Origin of the sequence: Stappia sp. P2PMeth1, assembly GCF_900185735.1 — a bacterium.
Lineage (GTDB): Bacteria > Pseudomonadota > Alphaproteobacteria > Rhizobiales > Stappiaceae > Stappia.
Window position 1 is genome coordinate 369,238 of the sequence record NZ_FYAW01000022.1, and the last position, 15,958, is coordinate 385,195.

A 15,958-nucleotide genomic window follows, 5' to 3' on the forward strand; every position below is an offset into this window, starting at 1 on the left:
GGCTCAATACGCGAAGAAGTCCGGACCGCCGCGGCGCTTCAGCTCGGCGCCGGCATCGCGGCCCATCGCTTCGGCCTCGGCCGCCGTCCCCTCCCGCCGGGTCTCGTGCACCGTGCGCCCGTCCGGCGTCAGGATCAGCCCTTCCAGCACCAGTCGGTCGCCGGAAAGGCGCGCCAGCCCGCCGATCGGCGTGCGGCAGGAGCCGTCGAGCTCGCGCAGGAAGGCGCGCTCGGCCACAAGGCAGGTCTCGGTCTCTCCGTCATGGATGGCGGCGATCATCTCGCGCGTCTTTGCGTCGTCGGCGCGCGCCTCGACGCAGATCGCACCCTGGCCGACCGCCGGCAGGAATTCCTCCACCTCCAGCAGCGACGTGACGACATGGGCAAGGCCGAGCCGGCGCAGGCCGGCATTGGCGAGCAGCGTCGCGTCGACGACGCCGTCGGCGAGCTTCTGCAACCGGCTCTGGACATTGCCGCGATAGGTCACCACTTCGATGTCCGGCCGCAGGCGCTTGATCATCGCCTGGCGGCGCAGGCTCGAGGAGCCGACCACTGCGCCCTGCGGCAGGTCGGCCAGCCGCGCGGCCTTCGGTGAAATGAAAGCGTCGCGCACATCCTCGCGCGGCAGGAAGGCGATGATTTCGAGCCCGTCGGGCAGCACCGTCGGCATGTCCTTGGAGGAATGCACGGCGATGTCGATCTCCCCCTCCAGCATCGCCGTTTCCAGCTCCTTGGTGAAAAGGCCTTTGCCACCCACCTCGGACAGCGGCCGGTCGAGAATGCGGTCGCCGGAGGTCTTGATGACGACGATCTCGAAGGCTACCTGCGGCAGGCCGTGGGCGGCCATCAGCCGGTCGCGGGTCTCGTGCGCCTGGGCGAGCGCCAGGGCGCTGCCGCGCGTGCCGATGCGCAAGGGGAGGCCGGAATGTTTTGTTTGCAAGAAACTTGTCCCTGGTGTTAGGCGGGGTGCGTCCGTTAGGCAGAACCGCGATGATAAGACCTGAAAGCGCATCGGCCAATGCGGCCGGCTCAAGTTTCCCCCTTGCTAGCGCTCCTGCGGGGCCGCTGACGGTGCTGGGCATCGAAACCAGTTGCGACGAGACCGCCGCCGCCGTGGTGCGCCTGGCACCGGATGGCGGCCGCGAGATCCTGTCCGACGTGATCCGCTCGCAGACCGGCGAGCACGAGGCCTTCGGCGGCGTTGTACCCGAGATTGCCGCGCGCGCCCATATCCGCATTCTCGATGGGCTGGTGAGGGCGGCGCTTAAGGACGCCGGCGTCGGATTCGACGATCTCGACGCGGTGGCGGCGACCGCCGGTCCCGGTCTGATCGGCGGCGTCATCGTCGGCCTGACGACGGCCAAGGCCATCGCCCTGGCCGCCGGCAAGCCGCTCATCGCCATCAATCACCTGGAAGGCCATGCGCTAACGGCACGGCTGACCGACGGCCTGCCGTTTCCCTACCTCTTGCTGCTGGTCTCCGGCGGCCACACCCAGTTCCTGCTGGTGGAGGGTGTTGGCCGCTACCGGCGGCTCGGCTCGACCATCGACGACGCGCTGGGCGAGGCCTTCGACAAGACGGCGAAGCTCCTGCAGCTCGGCTTTCCCGGCGGGCCGGCGGTGGAGCGGGCCGCAAGGAGTGGCGATCCGTCGCGCTTCCCCTTGCCCCGGCCGATGCTCGACCGGCCGGGCATCGATTTCTCCTTCGCGGGGCTGAAGACAGCTCTTCGAACCACCGCCGAGGCGAATGCGCCGTTGTCGCCGACCGATGTCGCGGACCTGTGCGCCTCGTTCCAGCAGGCGGTGACCGATGTGGTCGGCGAAAAGAGCCGGCGGGCGCTCGCCCTTTTCGCCGAGAGTCATCCGAATGCGGAGCCGGTGCTGGTGATCGCCGGTGGTGTTGCCGCCAATGCGGCGATCCGGACACGGTTGGAAGGTGAGGCGGCCAAGGCCGGCGCGCGTCTCGTCGCCCCGCCAGGCCGCCTGTGCACCGACAATGCCGCAATGATCGCCTGGGCCGGCATCGAAAGGCTTGCGCAGGCGCATGCCGCCGGCGAGGTTCTGGATGAACGTGATGCACCCGCACGGCCGCGCTGGCCGCTGGACGCGGAGGCCGCCGCCGTGATCGGATCGGGACGCAAGGGAGCCAAGGCGTGACCGCTGACCCCCGCTTTTTCGAGGGCGTCCTGTGCGACGCCGTGCCGGAGCGCTTCGATCGGCTGAAACACAAGGCCTATATCTACCTGACGGCCGGGCGCGAGGTGCTGGTCTTCCGCCAGCCCGACCAGCCGGAGGTCGGGCTGCAGGTGCCCGGTGGCACGGTCGATCCGGGCGAAAGCCATCTGGCCGCCGCCTGCCGCGAGTTTCGCGAGGAAACCGGGCTTGAGGTCGCCCGCGCCCTGGATGCGCTGTGCGAGCAGACCGTGCTGTTCGACAATGCCCAGGGCCGGGATATCCATGCGCGCCGGCTCTACCATGGCCGGCTGCGGGGCAACGAGGCGCGCCGGGCTCGCTGGGAGCACTATGAGATGACGCCGTCGGCCGGCGGCGATCCGATCCGCTTCGAACTGTTCTGGATGGATGTCGGCGAGGCGCTGCGGCTGACCCCCGACCGCTTCTTTACCGGCTTTCATGCCCCGCTCGCCGAACTGGCGCGCCGGCTGGGGATCGCCCGGTGAGCGCGACGGCGGACAGGGCGCCGGAGATCCGCCGCATCGCGGTGCTCGGCGGCGGAGCCTGGGGCAGTGCACTGGCGCTCACCGCCGCGCGGGCCGGACGCGAGGCTATTGTCTGGGCGCGGGATGCCGACATCGTGGCGGCAATCGCCGAAGGTCGGGGAAACCCGACCTATCTGCCGGGCATCGCTTTCGACGCGAAGGTGGCGGCGACCACCGACCTTGCTTTCGCGCTCGCGGACGTCGATGCGGCGCTGCTGGTAACCCCGGCCCAGACCACGCGCGCCATGGGGGCGGTGCTTGCTCCGCTCGCCCAACCTGGCCTGCCGGTGGTGCTGTGCGCCAAGGGCATCGAGCGCGACACCGGGCTGCTGCCGACGCAGGTGCTGGCCGAGGCCGCCCCCCGCTGCCGGGCGGCGATCCTGTCGGGCCCGAGCTTTGCCGCCGACGTCGCCCGCGGCCTGCCGACGGCGGTGACGCTGGCCGCCGAAGACGGCGAGTTGGCCGATGCGCTGGCACTGGCGCTCGCCAGCCGCCAGTTCCGTCCCTATGCCTCGACTGATCCGCTCGGCGCGCAGATCGGCGGCGCCTTGAAGAACGTGCTGGCGATTGCCTGTGGCGCGGTGGCGGGCAAGGGCTGGGGCGCCAGCGCGCTGGCGGCACTGACCGCCCGCGGCTTTGCCGAACTCAGCCGGCTCGGCCTGACGCTGGGCGCAAGGCCGGAGACGCTGACGGGCCTGTCCGGCCTCGGCGATCTCGTCCTGACCTGCTCCTCCGCCCAGTCGCGCAACTTCGCCTTCGGCATGGCGCTCGGCGAGGGCCGCACGGTGGCCGAGCTCGCGGCGACCGGCAAGCTGGCGGAGGGCGTGCATTCCGCCGCCGTTGCCGTCGAGCTTGCCGCCCGCCATGGGGTCGAGATGCCGATCGCGGCGGCGGTCGCGCAGGTGCTGGCTGGCCGCATCGGCGTCGATGACGCGCTCGAACAGTTGATGGCCCGGCCGCTGCGCCGGGAAAGCTGAGGCGGCAGCGCCGCCCACGCTTGCGGAGCTGTGCGAACCGGGTATCTATGCCGCATGACCCTCCGGCGCCCGTGCGGCGCCGGCTCACCGCGAACCGAACCGGGAGGCCCCGCCGATGCTCTATGCCCTAATCTGCACCGACAAGCCGGACGCGCTGCAGACGCGCCTCGACAACCGCGCCGACCACCTCGCCTTCCTCAAGGCGATGGGCGACAAGCTGAAGGCGGCTGGCCCGTTCCTCAACGACGACGGCGGCATGACCGGCTCGCTGGTGGTGATCGAGGCCGCGAACCGGGACGAGGCGCTGGCTGTCGCCTCCGAGGACCCGTACGCCCGCGCGGGCCTCTTCGAGAGCGTCGAGATCCGGCCCTGGAACTGGGTCATCAAGAACCCGGAGGCGTGAAGCATGCGCTACTGGCTGTTCAAGTCCGAGCCGGACGCGTGGTCCTGGGAGATGCAGAAGGCGAAGGGCGACGCCGGTCAGCAGTGGGACGGCGTGCGCAATTACCAGGCCCGCAACAATATGCGTGAGATGAAGCTCGGCGATCGCGGCTTCTTCTACCATTCCAACATCGGCAAGGAGGTCGTCGGCATTGTCGAGGTCTGCGCGCTTGCCCATCCCGACAGCACTACCGACGATCCGCGCTGGGAGTGCGTCGATATCCGCGCGGTCCGCGACATGCCGAAGCCGGTGACGCTGGCCGACGTCAAGGCGGAGCCGCGGCTGGCCGGCATGGCGCTGGTCACGTCCATGCGCCTGTCGGTGCAGCCGGTGACGGAAGAGGAGTGGAAGATCGTCTGCGAGATGGGCGGCCTGACGGACGCATGAGCGCGACCGTCGATCCGCGCGCCTTCGTGCTGGCGAACACGCGGATCCATCCGGTCCCGCACGCGCCGGAGATCCGCCTGCACCTGGCCGACGAGGCGGTGGCGCTGTGGCAGAAGACCGAGGACGATCTCGGCGCCATCGGCCTGCCGCCGCCGTTCTGGGCCTTTGCCTGGGCCGGTGGCCAGGCGCTTGCGCGCCACATCCTCGACGAACCGTCGCTGGTCGCCGGCCGCAGCGTCTACGACTTCGCCACCGGCTCGGGACTGGCGGCGATCGCGGCGATGCGCTCGGGCGCGGCGCGGGCGACGGCCTGCGACATCGATCGTTTCGCGCTCGCCGCCGCGCAGTTGAACATGGAGTTGAACGGGGTCTGCTTCGCCCTTGAAGGCGAGGATCCGCTCGACCTTGCCCCGCCCGATGCCGAGGTGATCCTGACCGGCGACGTCTTCTACGAAAAGCCGATGGCAAGCCGGGTGCTGGCCTGGGCCGACCGGGCGCTTGCCCGTGGCTCCCGCGTCCTCGTCGGCGATCCGGGCCGCGCCTATCTGCCGAAGGACCGGATGCAGCATCTTGCCACCTTCGATGTGCCGGTGAACCGCTCGCTGGAGGACTACGAGGTCAAGCGCACCAGCGTCTACGAGTTGCTGCCGCCGGAAACCTGACGCAGCGGCGAGGCGGGATGGGGGAAAGTCGGCCGGCATAATGGCCCCGGGACTTGCGCAAGCCCCCGTTTTCGGCGTCAGATACGCGCCTCTTCGCGGCCGCGCCGCAGTCTCATATGCCTCCCGACAAGACCAGAGGACCATCATGCCGATCATCAACCGCTTTGCCGATCTCGCCGAGGAGATCACCGAGTGGCGCCGTGACATCCATGCCCATCCCGAGCTGCTCTACGACACGCATCGCACCTCCGAGCTGGTCGCCGACAAGCTGAAGGCTTTCGGCGTCGACGAGGTGGCGACCGGCATCGGTCGCACTGGCGTGGTCGGCGTCATCAAGGGCAGGTCGAACGGCTCCGGCAAGGTGATCGGCCTGCGTGCCGACATGGACGCGCTGCCGCTCGACGAGATCACCGGCAAGCCCTACGCCTCCACCGTTCCGGGCAAGATGCATGCCTGCGGCCATGACGGCCACACCGCCATGCTGCTCGGCGCGGCCAAGTATCTTTCCGAGACCCGCAATTTCGACGGCACCGTGGTCGTCATCTTCCAGCCGGCCGAAGAGGGAGGCGCTGGTGCCAAGGCGATGGTCGACGACGGGCTGATGGACCGGTTCGGCATCCAGGAAGTCTACGGCATGCACAACATGCCGGGCGAGCCGCTCGGCAGCTTCCACATCCGTCCGGGCGCGATGATGGCCGCCGCCGACCGCATCCAGATCGATATCGAGGGCGTCGGCGGCCACGCCGCCAAGCCGCACGAGGTGGTCGACACGCTGCTGGTCGGCGCTCACATCATCCAGGCGGTGCAGTCGATCGCCAGCCGCAATGTCGATCCGCTGAAGTCGGTCGTCGTGTCGATCACCGCCTTCAACGGCGGCTTCACCGACAACGTCATCCCGCAGACGGCACGCCTGCGCGGCACCGTGCGCACGCTCGATCCGGAAATCCGCGACCTTGCCGAGAGGCGGCTGAAGGAGATCGTGCCGACCATCGCCGCCGCCTTCGGCGCCAAGGCCGAGGTCAACTACAAGCGCGACTACCCGATCACCATCAACCACGCGAAGCAGACCGAATTTGCCGCCGGCATTGCCCGCAAGATCTCCGGCGACGACAATGTGGTGACGGACGTTGCCCCGACCATGGGCGGCGAGGACTTCTCCTTCATGCTGCTGGAGCGTCCGGGCGCCTTCATCTTCGTCGGTAACGGCGACAGCGCCAACCTCCACCACCCGGCCTATGACTTCAACGACGAACTGATCCCGGTGGGCTGCTCCTACTGGGTCAAGCTGGTCGAGACGGCGATGCCGTCGACCTGACGCAGGAGCGGATGCGGGAAGATGCCTTCCCGCATCCGCTTCCGGACCGCCCTTCGCCGCGCAGGAGCGCGCCGCACCGCAGATCGTCTCGACCGGGTTCATCTTCCGCCGGGTGAAGCGCGGCTGTTGCACGGCGCGCCGAAAGGTTGCTGGCAGGGGCCGCGCTGTGCCGCCGGCCTGCCCGACTTGCCCGCCCAATCATGTTCTCACGGAGCCATGTCATGACCGATCCGGCCGCAACGCGTCTTTCCGTCACCGCCGCCGACATTGAGGCCGCTGCCCTACGGATCGCCGGCCGGGTGCGCCGCACGCCGGTGGTCGAGAGCGGCGCCGGCAGCTTCGGTATCGACGCCTCGCTGTCGATGAAGCTGGAGCTTGTCCAACACACCGGCTCCTTCAAGGCACGCGGCGCCTTCAACACGCTGCTGTCGTCCAAGGTTCCGCAGGCGGGCGTTGCCGCGGCGTCCGGCGGCAATCACGGCGCGGCCGTCGCCTATGCGGCCGGCGTCCTCGGCCACCCCGCCGACATCTTCGTCCCCGAGACCTCCGCGCCCGCCAAGATCGCCCGCATTCGCGCGTCCGGCGCAAGGCTGCATGTGGGCGGCATGCGCTATGCCGATGCGGCCGAAGCCTGCGCCCGCCACCGGGAAGAGACCGGCGCGATGGACATTCACGCCTATGATGCGCCCGGCACGATTGCCGGCCAGGGTACGGTGGCGCTGGAGTGGCTGGAGCAGGTGCCCGATCTCGACACGGTGCTGATCGCGGTCGGCGGCGGCGGGCTGATTTCCGGCTGCGCGCTGTGGCTGGCCGGCAAGGTGCGGGTCGTTGCGGTCGAGCCGGAAGGTTCGCGCGCGCTCAACGCTGCGCTGGAGGCGGGCCGGCCGGTCGACGTGCCGGTCGACAGCCTCGCCGCCGACAGTCTCGGTGCCCGGCGCTGCGGCGATCTGGTGCACAAGATCTGCTCGGGTCATGTGGATGAGAGCCTGCTGGTGACCGACGAGGCGATCCGCGAGGCGCAAACGCGGCTATGGGCCGAGTTGCAGGTGGCGGCCGAGCCTGGCGGGGCGACCGCGCTTGCGGCGCTGACCTCGGGCGCCTACCGGCCGGCGCCGGGAGAACGGGTCGGCGTGCTCGTCTGCGGCGGCAATGTCGAACTGGGCAGCATCGCTGCCTGGTGAGGCGCATGCTTGCCAAGCGGCGCGCGACGTTCTAGCAAAAACCTGAAAGATCATCTCTTCCGCCCTTCCCGGAAAATCCACGAGGATACGCTTTCCATGACGACCTACAAACTGCTGCTCCTGCCCGGCGATGGCATCGGCCCCGAGACCATGGGCGAGGTGAAGAAGGTGCTCGGCTGGTTCAACGCGCGCGGCACCGCCAGCTTCGAGACCGAGGAAGACCTCGTCGGCGGCTGCGCCTATGACGCGCATGGCAAGGCGATTTCGGAAGAGGCGATGGGCCGTGCCATGGCGTCGGACGCGGTGCTGTTCGGCGCGGTCGGCGGCCCGAAGTGGGACGGCGTTCCCTATGACGTGCGCCCGGAAGCCGGCCTGCTGCGGCTGCGCAAGGACATGGAGCTCTTCGCCAACCTGCGCCCGGCAATCTGCTATCCGGCGCTGGCCGATGCCTCGTCGCTGAAGCGCGAGGTGATCGAGGGCCTCGACATCCTGATCCTGCGCGAGCTGACCGGCGGCGTCTATTTCGGCGAGCCGAAGGAGATCACCGATCTCGGCAACGGCCAGAAGCGCGCCGTCGACACCCAGGTCTACGAGACCTACGAGATCGATCGCATCGCCCGCGCCGCTTTCGAGCTGGCCCGCACCCGCCGCGGCAAGGTCACCTCGATGGAAAAGCGCAACGTCATGAAGTCGGGCGTGTTGTGGAACGAGGTGGTGACCCAGGCCCACGCGGACGGCTACCAGGACGTTGAACTGGAGCACATGCTGGCCGATGCCGGCGGCATGCAACTGGTCCGCTGGCCGAAGCAGTTCGACGTCATCGTCACCGACAACCTGTTCGGCGACATGCTGTCCGACGTTGCGGCCATGCTGACCGGCTCGCTCGGCATGCTGCCCTCGGCCTCGCTCGGTGCGCCGGATCCGGAAACCGGCAAGCGCAAGGCGCTCTACGAGCCGGTGCACGGCTCGGCGCCGGACATTGCCGGCAAGGGCGCGGCCAATCCGATCGCGATGATCGCCAGCTTTGCCATGTGCCTGCGCTATTCCTTCGGCCTCGTCGAGGAAGCGGACCTGCTGGAGAAGGCCATCTCGGCGACGCTCGACAAGGGCCTGCGCACCCGCGACATCGCCGGCAAGGGCGACAGCGCCATCGGCACCGCGGCCATGGGCGATGCCGTCGTCGCCGAACTGGATGCACTGAGCGCCTGACCAAGGCGGAATTCTGCAATACGACTGCGAAGGGCCGGCTCCTGCGGGAGACCGGCCCTTTGTCGTTTCAGCCTGCCGCGTGCGACCCGGTCAGGTCGTGTCGCTATCGTCAAGCGGGCGCGCCTCGTCCGGCAGCATGATCGGGATGCCGTCGCGGATCGGATAGGCGAGCTTTGCGACACGCGAGATCAGCTCCTGTTTCTGCGCGTCGTATTCCAGCGTTGTCTTGGTCAGCGGACAGACCAGCAGCTCCAAGAGCTTGCGGTCGAGTGTGTGGACAGGTTCGCTCGCCATCTCGTCTTGTCTCCGGTGCGGGCCTTGCAGCCCGGCTGCTGCGCCGATTGCTGCCACGACACCCGCGGCAATGCAACAGGCTGGGGGAACCATCAGGCCAAGCGTAGCGAGCCAGGGTGGTCCGCGCTATTGCAGCGTCACCCCGCCGTCGTCGCGGCTGCGGCGCGCCAGGTCGACCTCGGTCAGCGCCACCAGGGTCTCGGCACGGGTACGCAGGTCCGGCGCCTCCAGCAGCGCCTGCTTCTCCGCCGGGCCATAGGGGCTCATCATCGCGAGCGCGTTGACCAGCACCTCGGTGGAGGCGCGGTCGATGCTGTCCCAATCCGCTTCCAGATCGTTCGCGTCGAGATAGGCGCGCAGCGTCTTCACCAGCCCGTCGCGGTCGACCTTGTCCTCGCCGAGGCCGGTGGCGAAATCCTCGGCGAAGCCGGCCGAAGCGATGCGCCCGATCCGATAGGGCGTCAGCGTTGCCAGTTCCTCCGCCAAGCGGAAGCGGGCGATTCCGGTGAGTGTCACCAGGTAGCGGCCATCGCCGGTTTCCTGAAAGGCGATGACGCGCCCCAGGCAGCCGATGCCGACCAGCGGCGGCACGGCCTCTTCGCTCCGCCCGGAGGCGAAATCCGGCTGGATCATGCCGATCACCCGCTCGCCGCTCAGTGCCGCGTCGATCATCGCCACATAGCGCGGTTCGAAGATGTTGAGCGGCATCTGCGCCTTCGGCAGCAGGACCGCGCCGGCAAGCGGGAACAGCGGCACCGTCGCCGGCAGGTCGGAGAAATTGGAATAGATCGCGTTTCCGGCGCGCATGTCGGATCACCCGTTGGAAAGCGTTGCGGCAGGCAGCGGCCCGCCTTCTCTCTTCCTATATGGGCGCGCAGGCGCCTCGCGGCCAGTGACGGGGGTCGCGAGGCGGAAACGGGCGCCACGTTCCGGACGGTCGTATCGGCCGGAAGTCCGGGGCGCGGGGATCAGCGAAACAGCACGGCGGACAGGCGGCGCCGTCCATAGGCGGTGGCCGGATCCTTGGGGCCCCAGGCCTCGAAGAACTGCAGCAATTGCTTTCGCGCCCCGTCCTCGTTCCATTCCCGGTCACGGCGCACGATCTCGATCAACTGGTCCACCGCCTCCTGGCGCCGCGCGGCGCTGGAGCCGAGCGCCACGGCCAGATCGAAGCGGGCCTGGTGGTCGGACGGGTCTTCGGCGATGCGTGCCTCGAGACCGGCGAGATCGCCGAGGCTGCTGGCCTGTTCGGCCAGCTCCAGCGCCGCACGGGCGGCCGAAATCGCCGGATCGGATGCGTCCGCCTCCGGCGCCATCGCCAGCACCTCGCGCGCCTTGTCGAGCGCCTCGGCGGCAACATAGCATTGGGCCAGGCCGCCGATCGCCACAGTGTTTTCCGGCTCCATCGACAGGGCGGCGGCGTAGAGCTGTGCGGCCTGCGCCAGATCGCCGGCCGCGCGCGCGGCTTCGGCCTGGGTCAGCACCTGCTCCAGCTCGCTCGGCCCGATCGGGCCGGCGACCCGCTCGATGAACGCCTTCACCTGGCTTTCCTGCTGTGCGCCCATGAAGCCGTCGACCGGCTGGCCGTTCTTGAAGGCGATCACCGCCGGGATCGACTGAATGCCGAGCTGGCCAGCCACTTCCGGATGGTCGTCGATGTTCATCTTGGCAAGGATGACGGCGCCGCGCGCATCGCGCACCGCCTTTTCCAGCACCGGCGTCAACTGCTTGCAGGGACCGCACCACGGTGCCCAGAAATCGACGAGCACTGGCTGCTTGCGCGAGGCGTCGATGACGTCGGCCATGAAGGTCTGGGTGGTGACGTCGCGAATGACGTCGGCCGCCGGGGCGGGTGCCACGGGGCCGGCGCCGCCCGTCGGGGCGGGACGGGATCCGTAGCCGCCCCCGCCGAAGGAGCCGCCGAAGCTGCCTCCGACCGAAAAACCGTCGTTGCTCATACCCTGTCGTCCCCGGTTGCGCGGACGGCCTGCACGAGCCTGTCCGCGGCGTGATTCGTCTGGATCCCTTCGGCCCGCCGCGATGGGATCGGGGCGATCGGGAGGGCTCCCGCCTGTTGCGCCTAACATGGGCGCATCGGCGGCAAAATTCAAACCGCGCCTTGCTTGTCCGATACGGCGATGATCAGTGGCTCATGACCGCAGGCGCGCGCAAACGCCAGCAGCCCCTGGCGCGAGATCGTCGTGGTCGCGGTGTTCTCCAGCGGGTGGAAGTTGAGCGGCTCGACCTCCATCATTGCCGCATCGAAGATCGGCGTGACGCGCTGCGCGTCGCGGTCGTTGATCAGGGCGAGCGGCGTCACCGATCCGGGTGGTACGCCAAGCACCTCCATCAAGAGGTCGGGCTTGCCGAAGGAGACCCGTCCTTGCGCGCCGATGCGCTGGTGGATCGACTTCAGGTCGATCTCCGCGTCATGCAGCGCCACAACGAGGAAGATGCGGTCCTTCTTGTCCTTCAGGAACAGGTTCTTGGTATGGCCGCCGGGAATTTCGTCGTGGATTTCGGTGGATTCGGCGACCGTGAAGACGGCCGGATGATCGCGCGTCGTGACGTCGATGGCGAGGCCGTCGAGAAAGGCGAGAAGGTCCTGGCGGCTGGCCGGCATGGGCTCCTGTCCTGATCCTGGGAACCGGATTTCCGGCGGGAAGGCTCGATTTCGCCTCGCGAACCGAGGCCCCAACGATCTAGCCGAGGCGGCGGGTTCCGCACAAGCCGGGGCTCGCGCAAAGCTTGCAAGGGCCCGGAAATCCACTGATCATCCACAGCCCGCGACGCGCGAAAAACACTGTTGCAATCCGTAGCGCCTTGGTTCATATACAGCCCACCTCAGGCGCCGGTCGCGGCCGGCTGCCACAAACTGATGCGGGCGTAGCTCAGGGGTAGAGCACAACCTTGCCAAGGTTGGGGTCGTGGGTTCGAATCCCATCGCCCGCTCCAGTTTTACAAAAGAAAGTAAGAGCTTAAAAGGCGCCTTGAGAGGCGCCTTTTGCTTGCACGCTCCTCAGCGCTCGGCATGTAAGCAGATGAAATCGCATTGCTGAATGCGGTAGCGCGCCATTGGAATTGGTATGGCGCAGCGCAGTCTCCTGCCTCCCGGAGCTTCCGGCGGCATCTGAAGCGCTGGATTGTCCCGACTCTAATTATACCCCCTGTAGTTGACCCGCCTCATGCTTATGGTGCGGGTAGCGGCTGGACACCCGCCAAAACCCTCGATATGGACCGGCGCTTCTTCGGAGTGGCGCACGCTCTTCCCTCGTCACCTAAAATGGAGAAGAGACGAGCACTAGCGGTTCATTCCTCTTCCGCAGGTCATTTGTTACTTAAGCCTCTTATAACAAAACGCGATGTAAGGCGTCCAACATCGCATAAACGTCCATGTCCTCATGCGCTACGGTTATGAGACGGGAGGAAGGACGGATGGATGGAAATCCATACGCTGAAGCGAAGTCACGTGCGCCATCGGTGGCCAGGGGACAACCCGCGTTTCGACTCTCGCGATCGGTGCCGGCGTTGCGGATCAGGGCGGTGACGGTCGCCGCGCCAAGTTCCTTCACAACAAATATGCCTTTCGACAGCGCGTTCCATCCGGAGGAGGGCGGGCTGACGGCGGGCGTGCGTAACGTCGTTACGGTGCCAATGAGGGATTGTCCGGCCGGATTTTCGGCGTTGCGCAAGCCCGCATCCACCAAGTCGCATATCCAGGGAGGATTTCATTTTGGCTCAGATCAGCGGCTATCACCACCTGACGCTTTCCACGGACGGGGTACAAGAGGATTTCGATTTCTATACGAAGACGTTGGGTCTCTATTCCGTTAAGCGCACGGTGCTCTTCGATGGCGTGATCCCGGTCTATCACCTCTATTACGGGTCGCCCGATGGCGACGCTTCGACCATCATCACCACATTTCCCTTCCGCAAGCCGGGCGTATACGGGCGTCGGGGGACCAACCAGTCCCGCGCAATCCTGCAGGCCATCCCCAAGGGAGCGGCCGACTTCTGGGTCGAGCGGCTGAACAGCCGGGGCGTCAAGGCGGACAAGATCACCCGTTTCGGGGCGGATCGCGTCATCTTTGCCCACCCGTGCGGCATCCCACACGAACTGGTCGAGAGCGACGGCGACAACCGAACTCCCATTGCCAACGAGGCACGGGGCATCAGCGCGGACCACGGTATCAAGGGCATCTACGGCGCGGTCGTCGCCTGTTTCGACCGAACCTCCATGGACGACTTCATGACCGTCGCGCTGCCGCTGGAAAAGGAGGCGGATTCGGACGAAGGCACCGTCTATCGTGTGCCCGACGCAAGTGGTGTCATCCAGCGCGTGGAGGTCATCACCGACCGCGAGAGCCCTCAAGGTACATGGACCCTTTCCGGCGGTACGATTCACCATCTGGCACTCAACACCGGCGACGAGGAAAACCAACTCAAGCTGCGCGCCCATATCGAGGGGCTCGGCTTTACCGATATCTCCGAGCAAAAGGACCGAAATTACTTCAAGTCCTGCTACGTCCGTTCGCCAGGCGGCGCACTCTTCGAGCTTGCCTGGACGACTCCGGAGGGCTGGGCGCGTGACGAACCTCCCGGGCAGATCGGCAAGACGCTGGTCTTCCCGCCCTGGTTCAAGGACCGTGAGGACGAATTGCGTCAGGGCCTGGAAGCGGCCGAGTTCACCTGATGAGGGCAGAGGCTCTGCACCTGCGGGCCCGCGGCCGAGCCAGGGGGCTTTGCGTTCTGGTTCACGGCCGCGGCCAGTCGCCCGAGGAAATGCAGTCGCATATCGTGGAAAGGCTCGACCTGCCGGATGTTACCTTCGTGCTGCCGCGCGCAGAGGGCGGGGTCTGGTACGCGGCCCGGGCGGTTGATCCGCTGGAGGTGGGCGCCCGCGCGGCGCTCGCTGCGTCCTTGGACCACCTCGCGGAGGATATCGCAGACGCGCGGGCGATCCACGGTAAAGACCTGCCACTGGTTTTGGCGGGGTTTTCGCAGGGCGCCTGTCTCGCGCTTGAATACGCGTTTGCCGGCTATGCCGCCCCGGATGCGCTCGTGGCGTTCACAGGATGCCGGGTCGGCGTTGCGGCGGATGATCGTCCGCACAAGCTTCGCGCCGGATTGCCAGTCTATCTGACCGGATCGGATGCCGATCCCTGGATTCCCATCGGCGCCTTTTGCGAGGCGGTACGCGAGCTTGGAGAAGGTGGCGCGCAACTCAGGACCGATACGATCCCAGGGCGCGCTCATGAAGTTTGTGATGCGGAAATCGCGATGCTGCAATCGATCCTGACAGAACTCGCCGCGGGCGGCCGGGTCACCATGGCGGCGCCGCGCTAAAAAGCTCCGAATCCTGGTGGTGCGGGAGCGGATGAACACCAAGACGACATACAAAGGGAGGGAGACATGATGCTCGACAGACGGACGTTTCTGAGAACCACCGTCGCCACCGGGCTGACGCTTGCTGCTTCGGGTCTTTCCGCGCCGGCGATCGCGCAGGGCAGGAAGATCAAGCTCGGTTACGTCTCGCCGCAGACCGGTCCGCTGGCCGGTTTCGCCGAAAGCGACGCATACAATATCGCCAAATTCCTTACTTCCCCGCACGGCGGGAACTTCGAGGTCGTCGTCAAGGACAGCCAGTCCAATCCGAACCGCGCCGCCGATGTCGCCAAGGAGCTCATCCTCAGCGACAAGGTGAACATGATGCTGGTCGCATCGACGCCCGAGACGACAAATCCGGTCGCCGGCGTGTGCGAATCCGAAGGCGTGCCGGTCGTCTCCACCGTGGCGCCCTGGCAGCCCTGGTTCATCGGGCAGCAGGGCAATCCGCGTGATCCGTCGACCTGGCAGCCCTTCGACTACGCCTATCATTATTTCTGGGGCATGGAAGATGTGATCCGGGTCTTCACCGCCATGTGGAACCAGCTCGATACCAACAGGCAAGTCGGTGGACTGTTTCCCAACGATGCGGACGGCAATGCCTGGGGCGACCCCGTGAACGGTTTGAAGCCGGGGCTGGCGGAGCGCGGCTACGACCTGACCAATCCGGGCAGCTTCCAGAACCTGTCCGATGACTTCTCGGCGCAGATCAACGCCTTCAAGTCTGCCAGGACCGACATCATCACCGGCGTTCTCATCCCGCCGGATTTCACGACCTTCTGGAACCAGTTGCGCCAGCAGGGGATCACGCCGAAGGCAGTCACCGTCGCCAAGGCGCTGTTGTTCCCGCAATCGGTGGAAGCGCTTGGCGATGCCGGGCACAACCTTTCGTCCGAGGTCTGGTGGACGCCGTCCCATCCGTTCAAGTCGTCGCTGACCGGACAGAGTTCGGCGGAACTCGCGTCGGATTTCATAGAGCAATCCGGGCGCCCCTGGACCCAGCCGATCGGCTTCGTCCATTCGTTGTTCGAGGTGGCGGCGGACGTGATGGGCCGCGTGGAAGATCCGACCGACGGCGACCTTGTCGCCGAAGCGCTGGCGACCACGCAGTTGGAAACGGTCGTCGGCAAGGTCGCCTGGAATGGCGAGGGTGTCCCCGAGTTCGCGGCCAAGAACGTCTGCAAAACGCCGCTGACCGGTGGTCAATGGCGGATCAAGGAGGATGGCGGCTACGACCTCGTCGTCGTTGAGAATGGGGCTGCGCCCGAAATCCCGACTGGCGGACAGATGGAAGCGCTCACCTGAACTGGCGGTATGGCCTGTTTGCAGGATTGTTGAAGATCGCGAGATCGCGCCGGCATTCCTGGCGCGATCCTTGCCATTGTATCAT

At 67.1% G+C, this 15,958-nt stretch carries 18 protein-coding genes and 1 tRNA gene; 13 read left to right on the plus strand and 6 right to left on the minus strand.

Annotated features, from left to right (window positions below; translation table 11 throughout):
• Nucleotides 1–3: 3 nt before the first annotated feature.
• Nucleotides 4–939 carry a hydroxymethylbilane synthase gene (gene hemC / locus P2PM1_RS17235; RefSeq protein ID WP_208985315.1) on the minus strand — a complete coding sequence of 312 codons (936 nt, stop codon included), beginning with the start codon at nt 937–939 and terminating at the stop codon, nt 4–6.
• A 131-nt stretch (nt 940–1,070) separates the two neighbouring features.
• Here hemC and tsaD point away from each other — a divergent pair, with 131 nt between their 5' ends.
• The 9 genes from tsaD (at nt 1,071) to leuB (ending at nt 8,889) form a co-directional block, all read left to right on the plus strand.
• Nucleotides 1,071–2,156, plus strand: a complete 1,086-nt coding sequence (gene tsaD / locus P2PM1_RS17240; RefSeq protein ID WP_371636836.1) for a tRNA (adenosine(37)-N6)-threonylcarbamoyltransferase complex transferase subunit TsaD — start codon at nt 1,071–1,073, stop codon at nt 2,154–2,156.
• Nucleotides 2,153–2,677, plus strand: coding sequence for an NUDIX domain-containing protein (locus tag P2PM1_RS17245; RefSeq protein ID WP_244301545.1), 525 nt, complete (start codon nt 2,153–2,155; stop codon nt 2,675–2,677). Before tsaD ends, P2PM1_RS17245 begins: the two co-directional genes overlap by 4 nt.
• Nucleotides 2,674–3,693, plus strand: a complete 1,020-nt coding sequence (locus tag P2PM1_RS17250) for an NAD(P)H-dependent glycerol-3-phosphate dehydrogenase (RefSeq protein WP_244301546.1) — start codon at nt 2,674–2,676, stop codon at nt 3,691–3,693. Before P2PM1_RS17245 ends, P2PM1_RS17250 begins: the two co-directional genes overlap by 4 nt.
• A 115-nt stretch (nt 3,694–3,808) precedes the next feature.
• Nucleotides 3,809–4,096: a YciI-like protein gene (locus P2PM1_RS17255; RefSeq protein ID WP_186399896.1), complete on the plus strand. Its 288-nt coding sequence runs from the start codon at nt 3,809–3,811 to the stop codon at nt 4,094–4,096.
• Nucleotides 4,097–4,099: 3 nt separating this feature from the next.
• Complete coding sequence (locus P2PM1_RS17260; protein ID WP_186387651.1) at nt 4,100–4,522, plus strand: EVE domain-containing protein; 423 nt, start codon at nt 4,100–4,102, stop codon at nt 4,520–4,522.
• Complete coding sequence (locus P2PM1_RS17265) at nt 4,519–5,184, plus strand: methyltransferase (RefSeq protein ID WP_186399897.1); 666 nt, start codon at nt 4,519–4,521, stop codon at nt 5,182–5,184. The genes P2PM1_RS17260 and P2PM1_RS17265 overlap by 4 nt, the downstream gene beginning before the upstream one ends.
• 145 nt (nt 5,185–5,329) lie before the next feature.
• Nucleotides 5,330–6,499 (plus strand): M20 aminoacylase family protein, encoded by a 1,170-nt coding sequence (locus P2PM1_RS17270; protein WP_186387649.1) that lies wholly within the window; start codon nt 5,330–5,332, stop codon nt 6,497–6,499.
• Nucleotides 6,500–6,720: 221 nt separating this feature from the next.
• A complete protein-coding gene (locus P2PM1_RS17275; protein ID WP_186387648.1) occupies nt 6,721–7,680 on the plus strand; it encodes a threonine/serine dehydratase in 960 nt (319 codons plus the stop codon).
• Between the two features lie 96 nt (nt 7,681–7,776).
• The gene (leuB, locus tag P2PM1_RS17280) at nt 7,777–8,889 is read left to right on the plus strand and encodes a 3-isopropylmalate dehydrogenase (RefSeq protein WP_186399898.1); all 1,113 of its coding nucleotides are present in this window, start codon (nt 7,777–7,779) and stop codon (nt 8,887–8,889) included.
• Between the two features lie 90 nt (nt 8,890–8,979).
• Here leuB and P2PM1_RS17285 read toward each other — a convergent pair whose 3' ends face one another.
• The 4 genes from P2PM1_RS17285 to P2PM1_RS17300 all read right to left on the minus strand — a co-directional run bounded on the left by P2PM1_RS17285 (nt 8,980) and on the right by P2PM1_RS17300 (nt 11,806).
• Nucleotides 8,980–9,183, minus strand: coding sequence for a Trm112 family protein (locus P2PM1_RS17285; protein WP_186399899.1), 204 nt, complete (start codon nt 9,181–9,183; stop codon nt 8,980–8,982).
• A 126-nt stretch (nt 9,184–9,309) separates the two neighbouring features.
• On the minus strand, nt 9,310–9,990 hold the full coding sequence (locus tag P2PM1_RS17290; RefSeq protein ID WP_186387645.1) for an LON peptidase substrate-binding domain-containing protein: 681 nt from the start codon (nt 9,988–9,990) through the stop codon (nt 9,310–9,312).
• Between the two features lie 161 nt (nt 9,991–10,151).
• Nucleotides 10,152–11,141, minus strand: coding sequence for a thioredoxin (gene trxA / locus P2PM1_RS17295; protein ID WP_186399900.1), 990 nt, complete (start codon nt 11,139–11,141; stop codon nt 10,152–10,154).
• Between the two features lie 149 nt (nt 11,142–11,290).
• Nucleotides 11,291–11,806: a prolyl-tRNA synthetase associated domain-containing protein gene (locus P2PM1_RS17300; RefSeq protein WP_186399901.1), complete on the minus strand. Its 516-nt coding sequence runs from the start codon at nt 11,804–11,806 to the stop codon at nt 11,291–11,293.
• A gap of 257 nt (nt 11,807–12,063) precedes the next feature.
• Here P2PM1_RS17300 and P2PM1_RS17305 point away from each other — a divergent pair.
• Nucleotides 12,064–12,138: transfer RNA gene (locus tag P2PM1_RS17305), tRNA-Gly, on the plus strand.
• Nucleotides 12,139–12,530: 392 nt separating this feature from the next.
• Here the strand turns inward: P2PM1_RS17305 and P2PM1_RS17310 are convergent.
• Nucleotides 12,531–12,890 carry a hypothetical protein gene (locus tag P2PM1_RS17310; protein WP_186399902.1) on the minus strand — a complete coding sequence of 120 codons (360 nt, stop codon included), beginning with the start codon at nt 12,888–12,890 and terminating at the stop codon, nt 12,531–12,533.
• A gap of 26 nt (nt 12,891–12,916) precedes the next feature.
• On the opposite strand from P2PM1_RS17310, the gene P2PM1_RS17315 reads away from it, so the two are divergent.
• The 3 genes from P2PM1_RS17315 to P2PM1_RS17325 all read left to right on the plus strand — a co-directional run bounded on the left by P2PM1_RS17315 (nt 12,917) and on the right by P2PM1_RS17325 (nt 15,873).
• Nucleotides 12,917–13,876, plus strand: a complete 960-nt coding sequence (locus tag P2PM1_RS17315) for a VOC family protein (RefSeq protein WP_186399903.1) — start codon at nt 12,917–12,919, stop codon at nt 13,874–13,876.
• On the plus strand, nt 13,876–14,529 hold the full coding sequence (locus tag P2PM1_RS17320; protein ID WP_186399904.1) for an alpha/beta hydrolase: 654 nt from the start codon (nt 13,876–13,878) through the stop codon (nt 14,527–14,529). Before P2PM1_RS17315 ends, P2PM1_RS17320 begins: the two co-directional genes overlap by 1 nt.
• 69 nt (nt 14,530–14,598) lie before the next feature.
• Nucleotides 14,599–15,873 (plus strand): ABC transporter substrate-binding protein, encoded by a 1,275-nt coding sequence (locus P2PM1_RS17325; protein ID WP_186400068.1) that lies wholly within the window; start codon nt 14,599–14,601, stop codon nt 15,871–15,873.
• Nucleotides 15,874–15,958 lie beyond the last annotated feature (85 nt).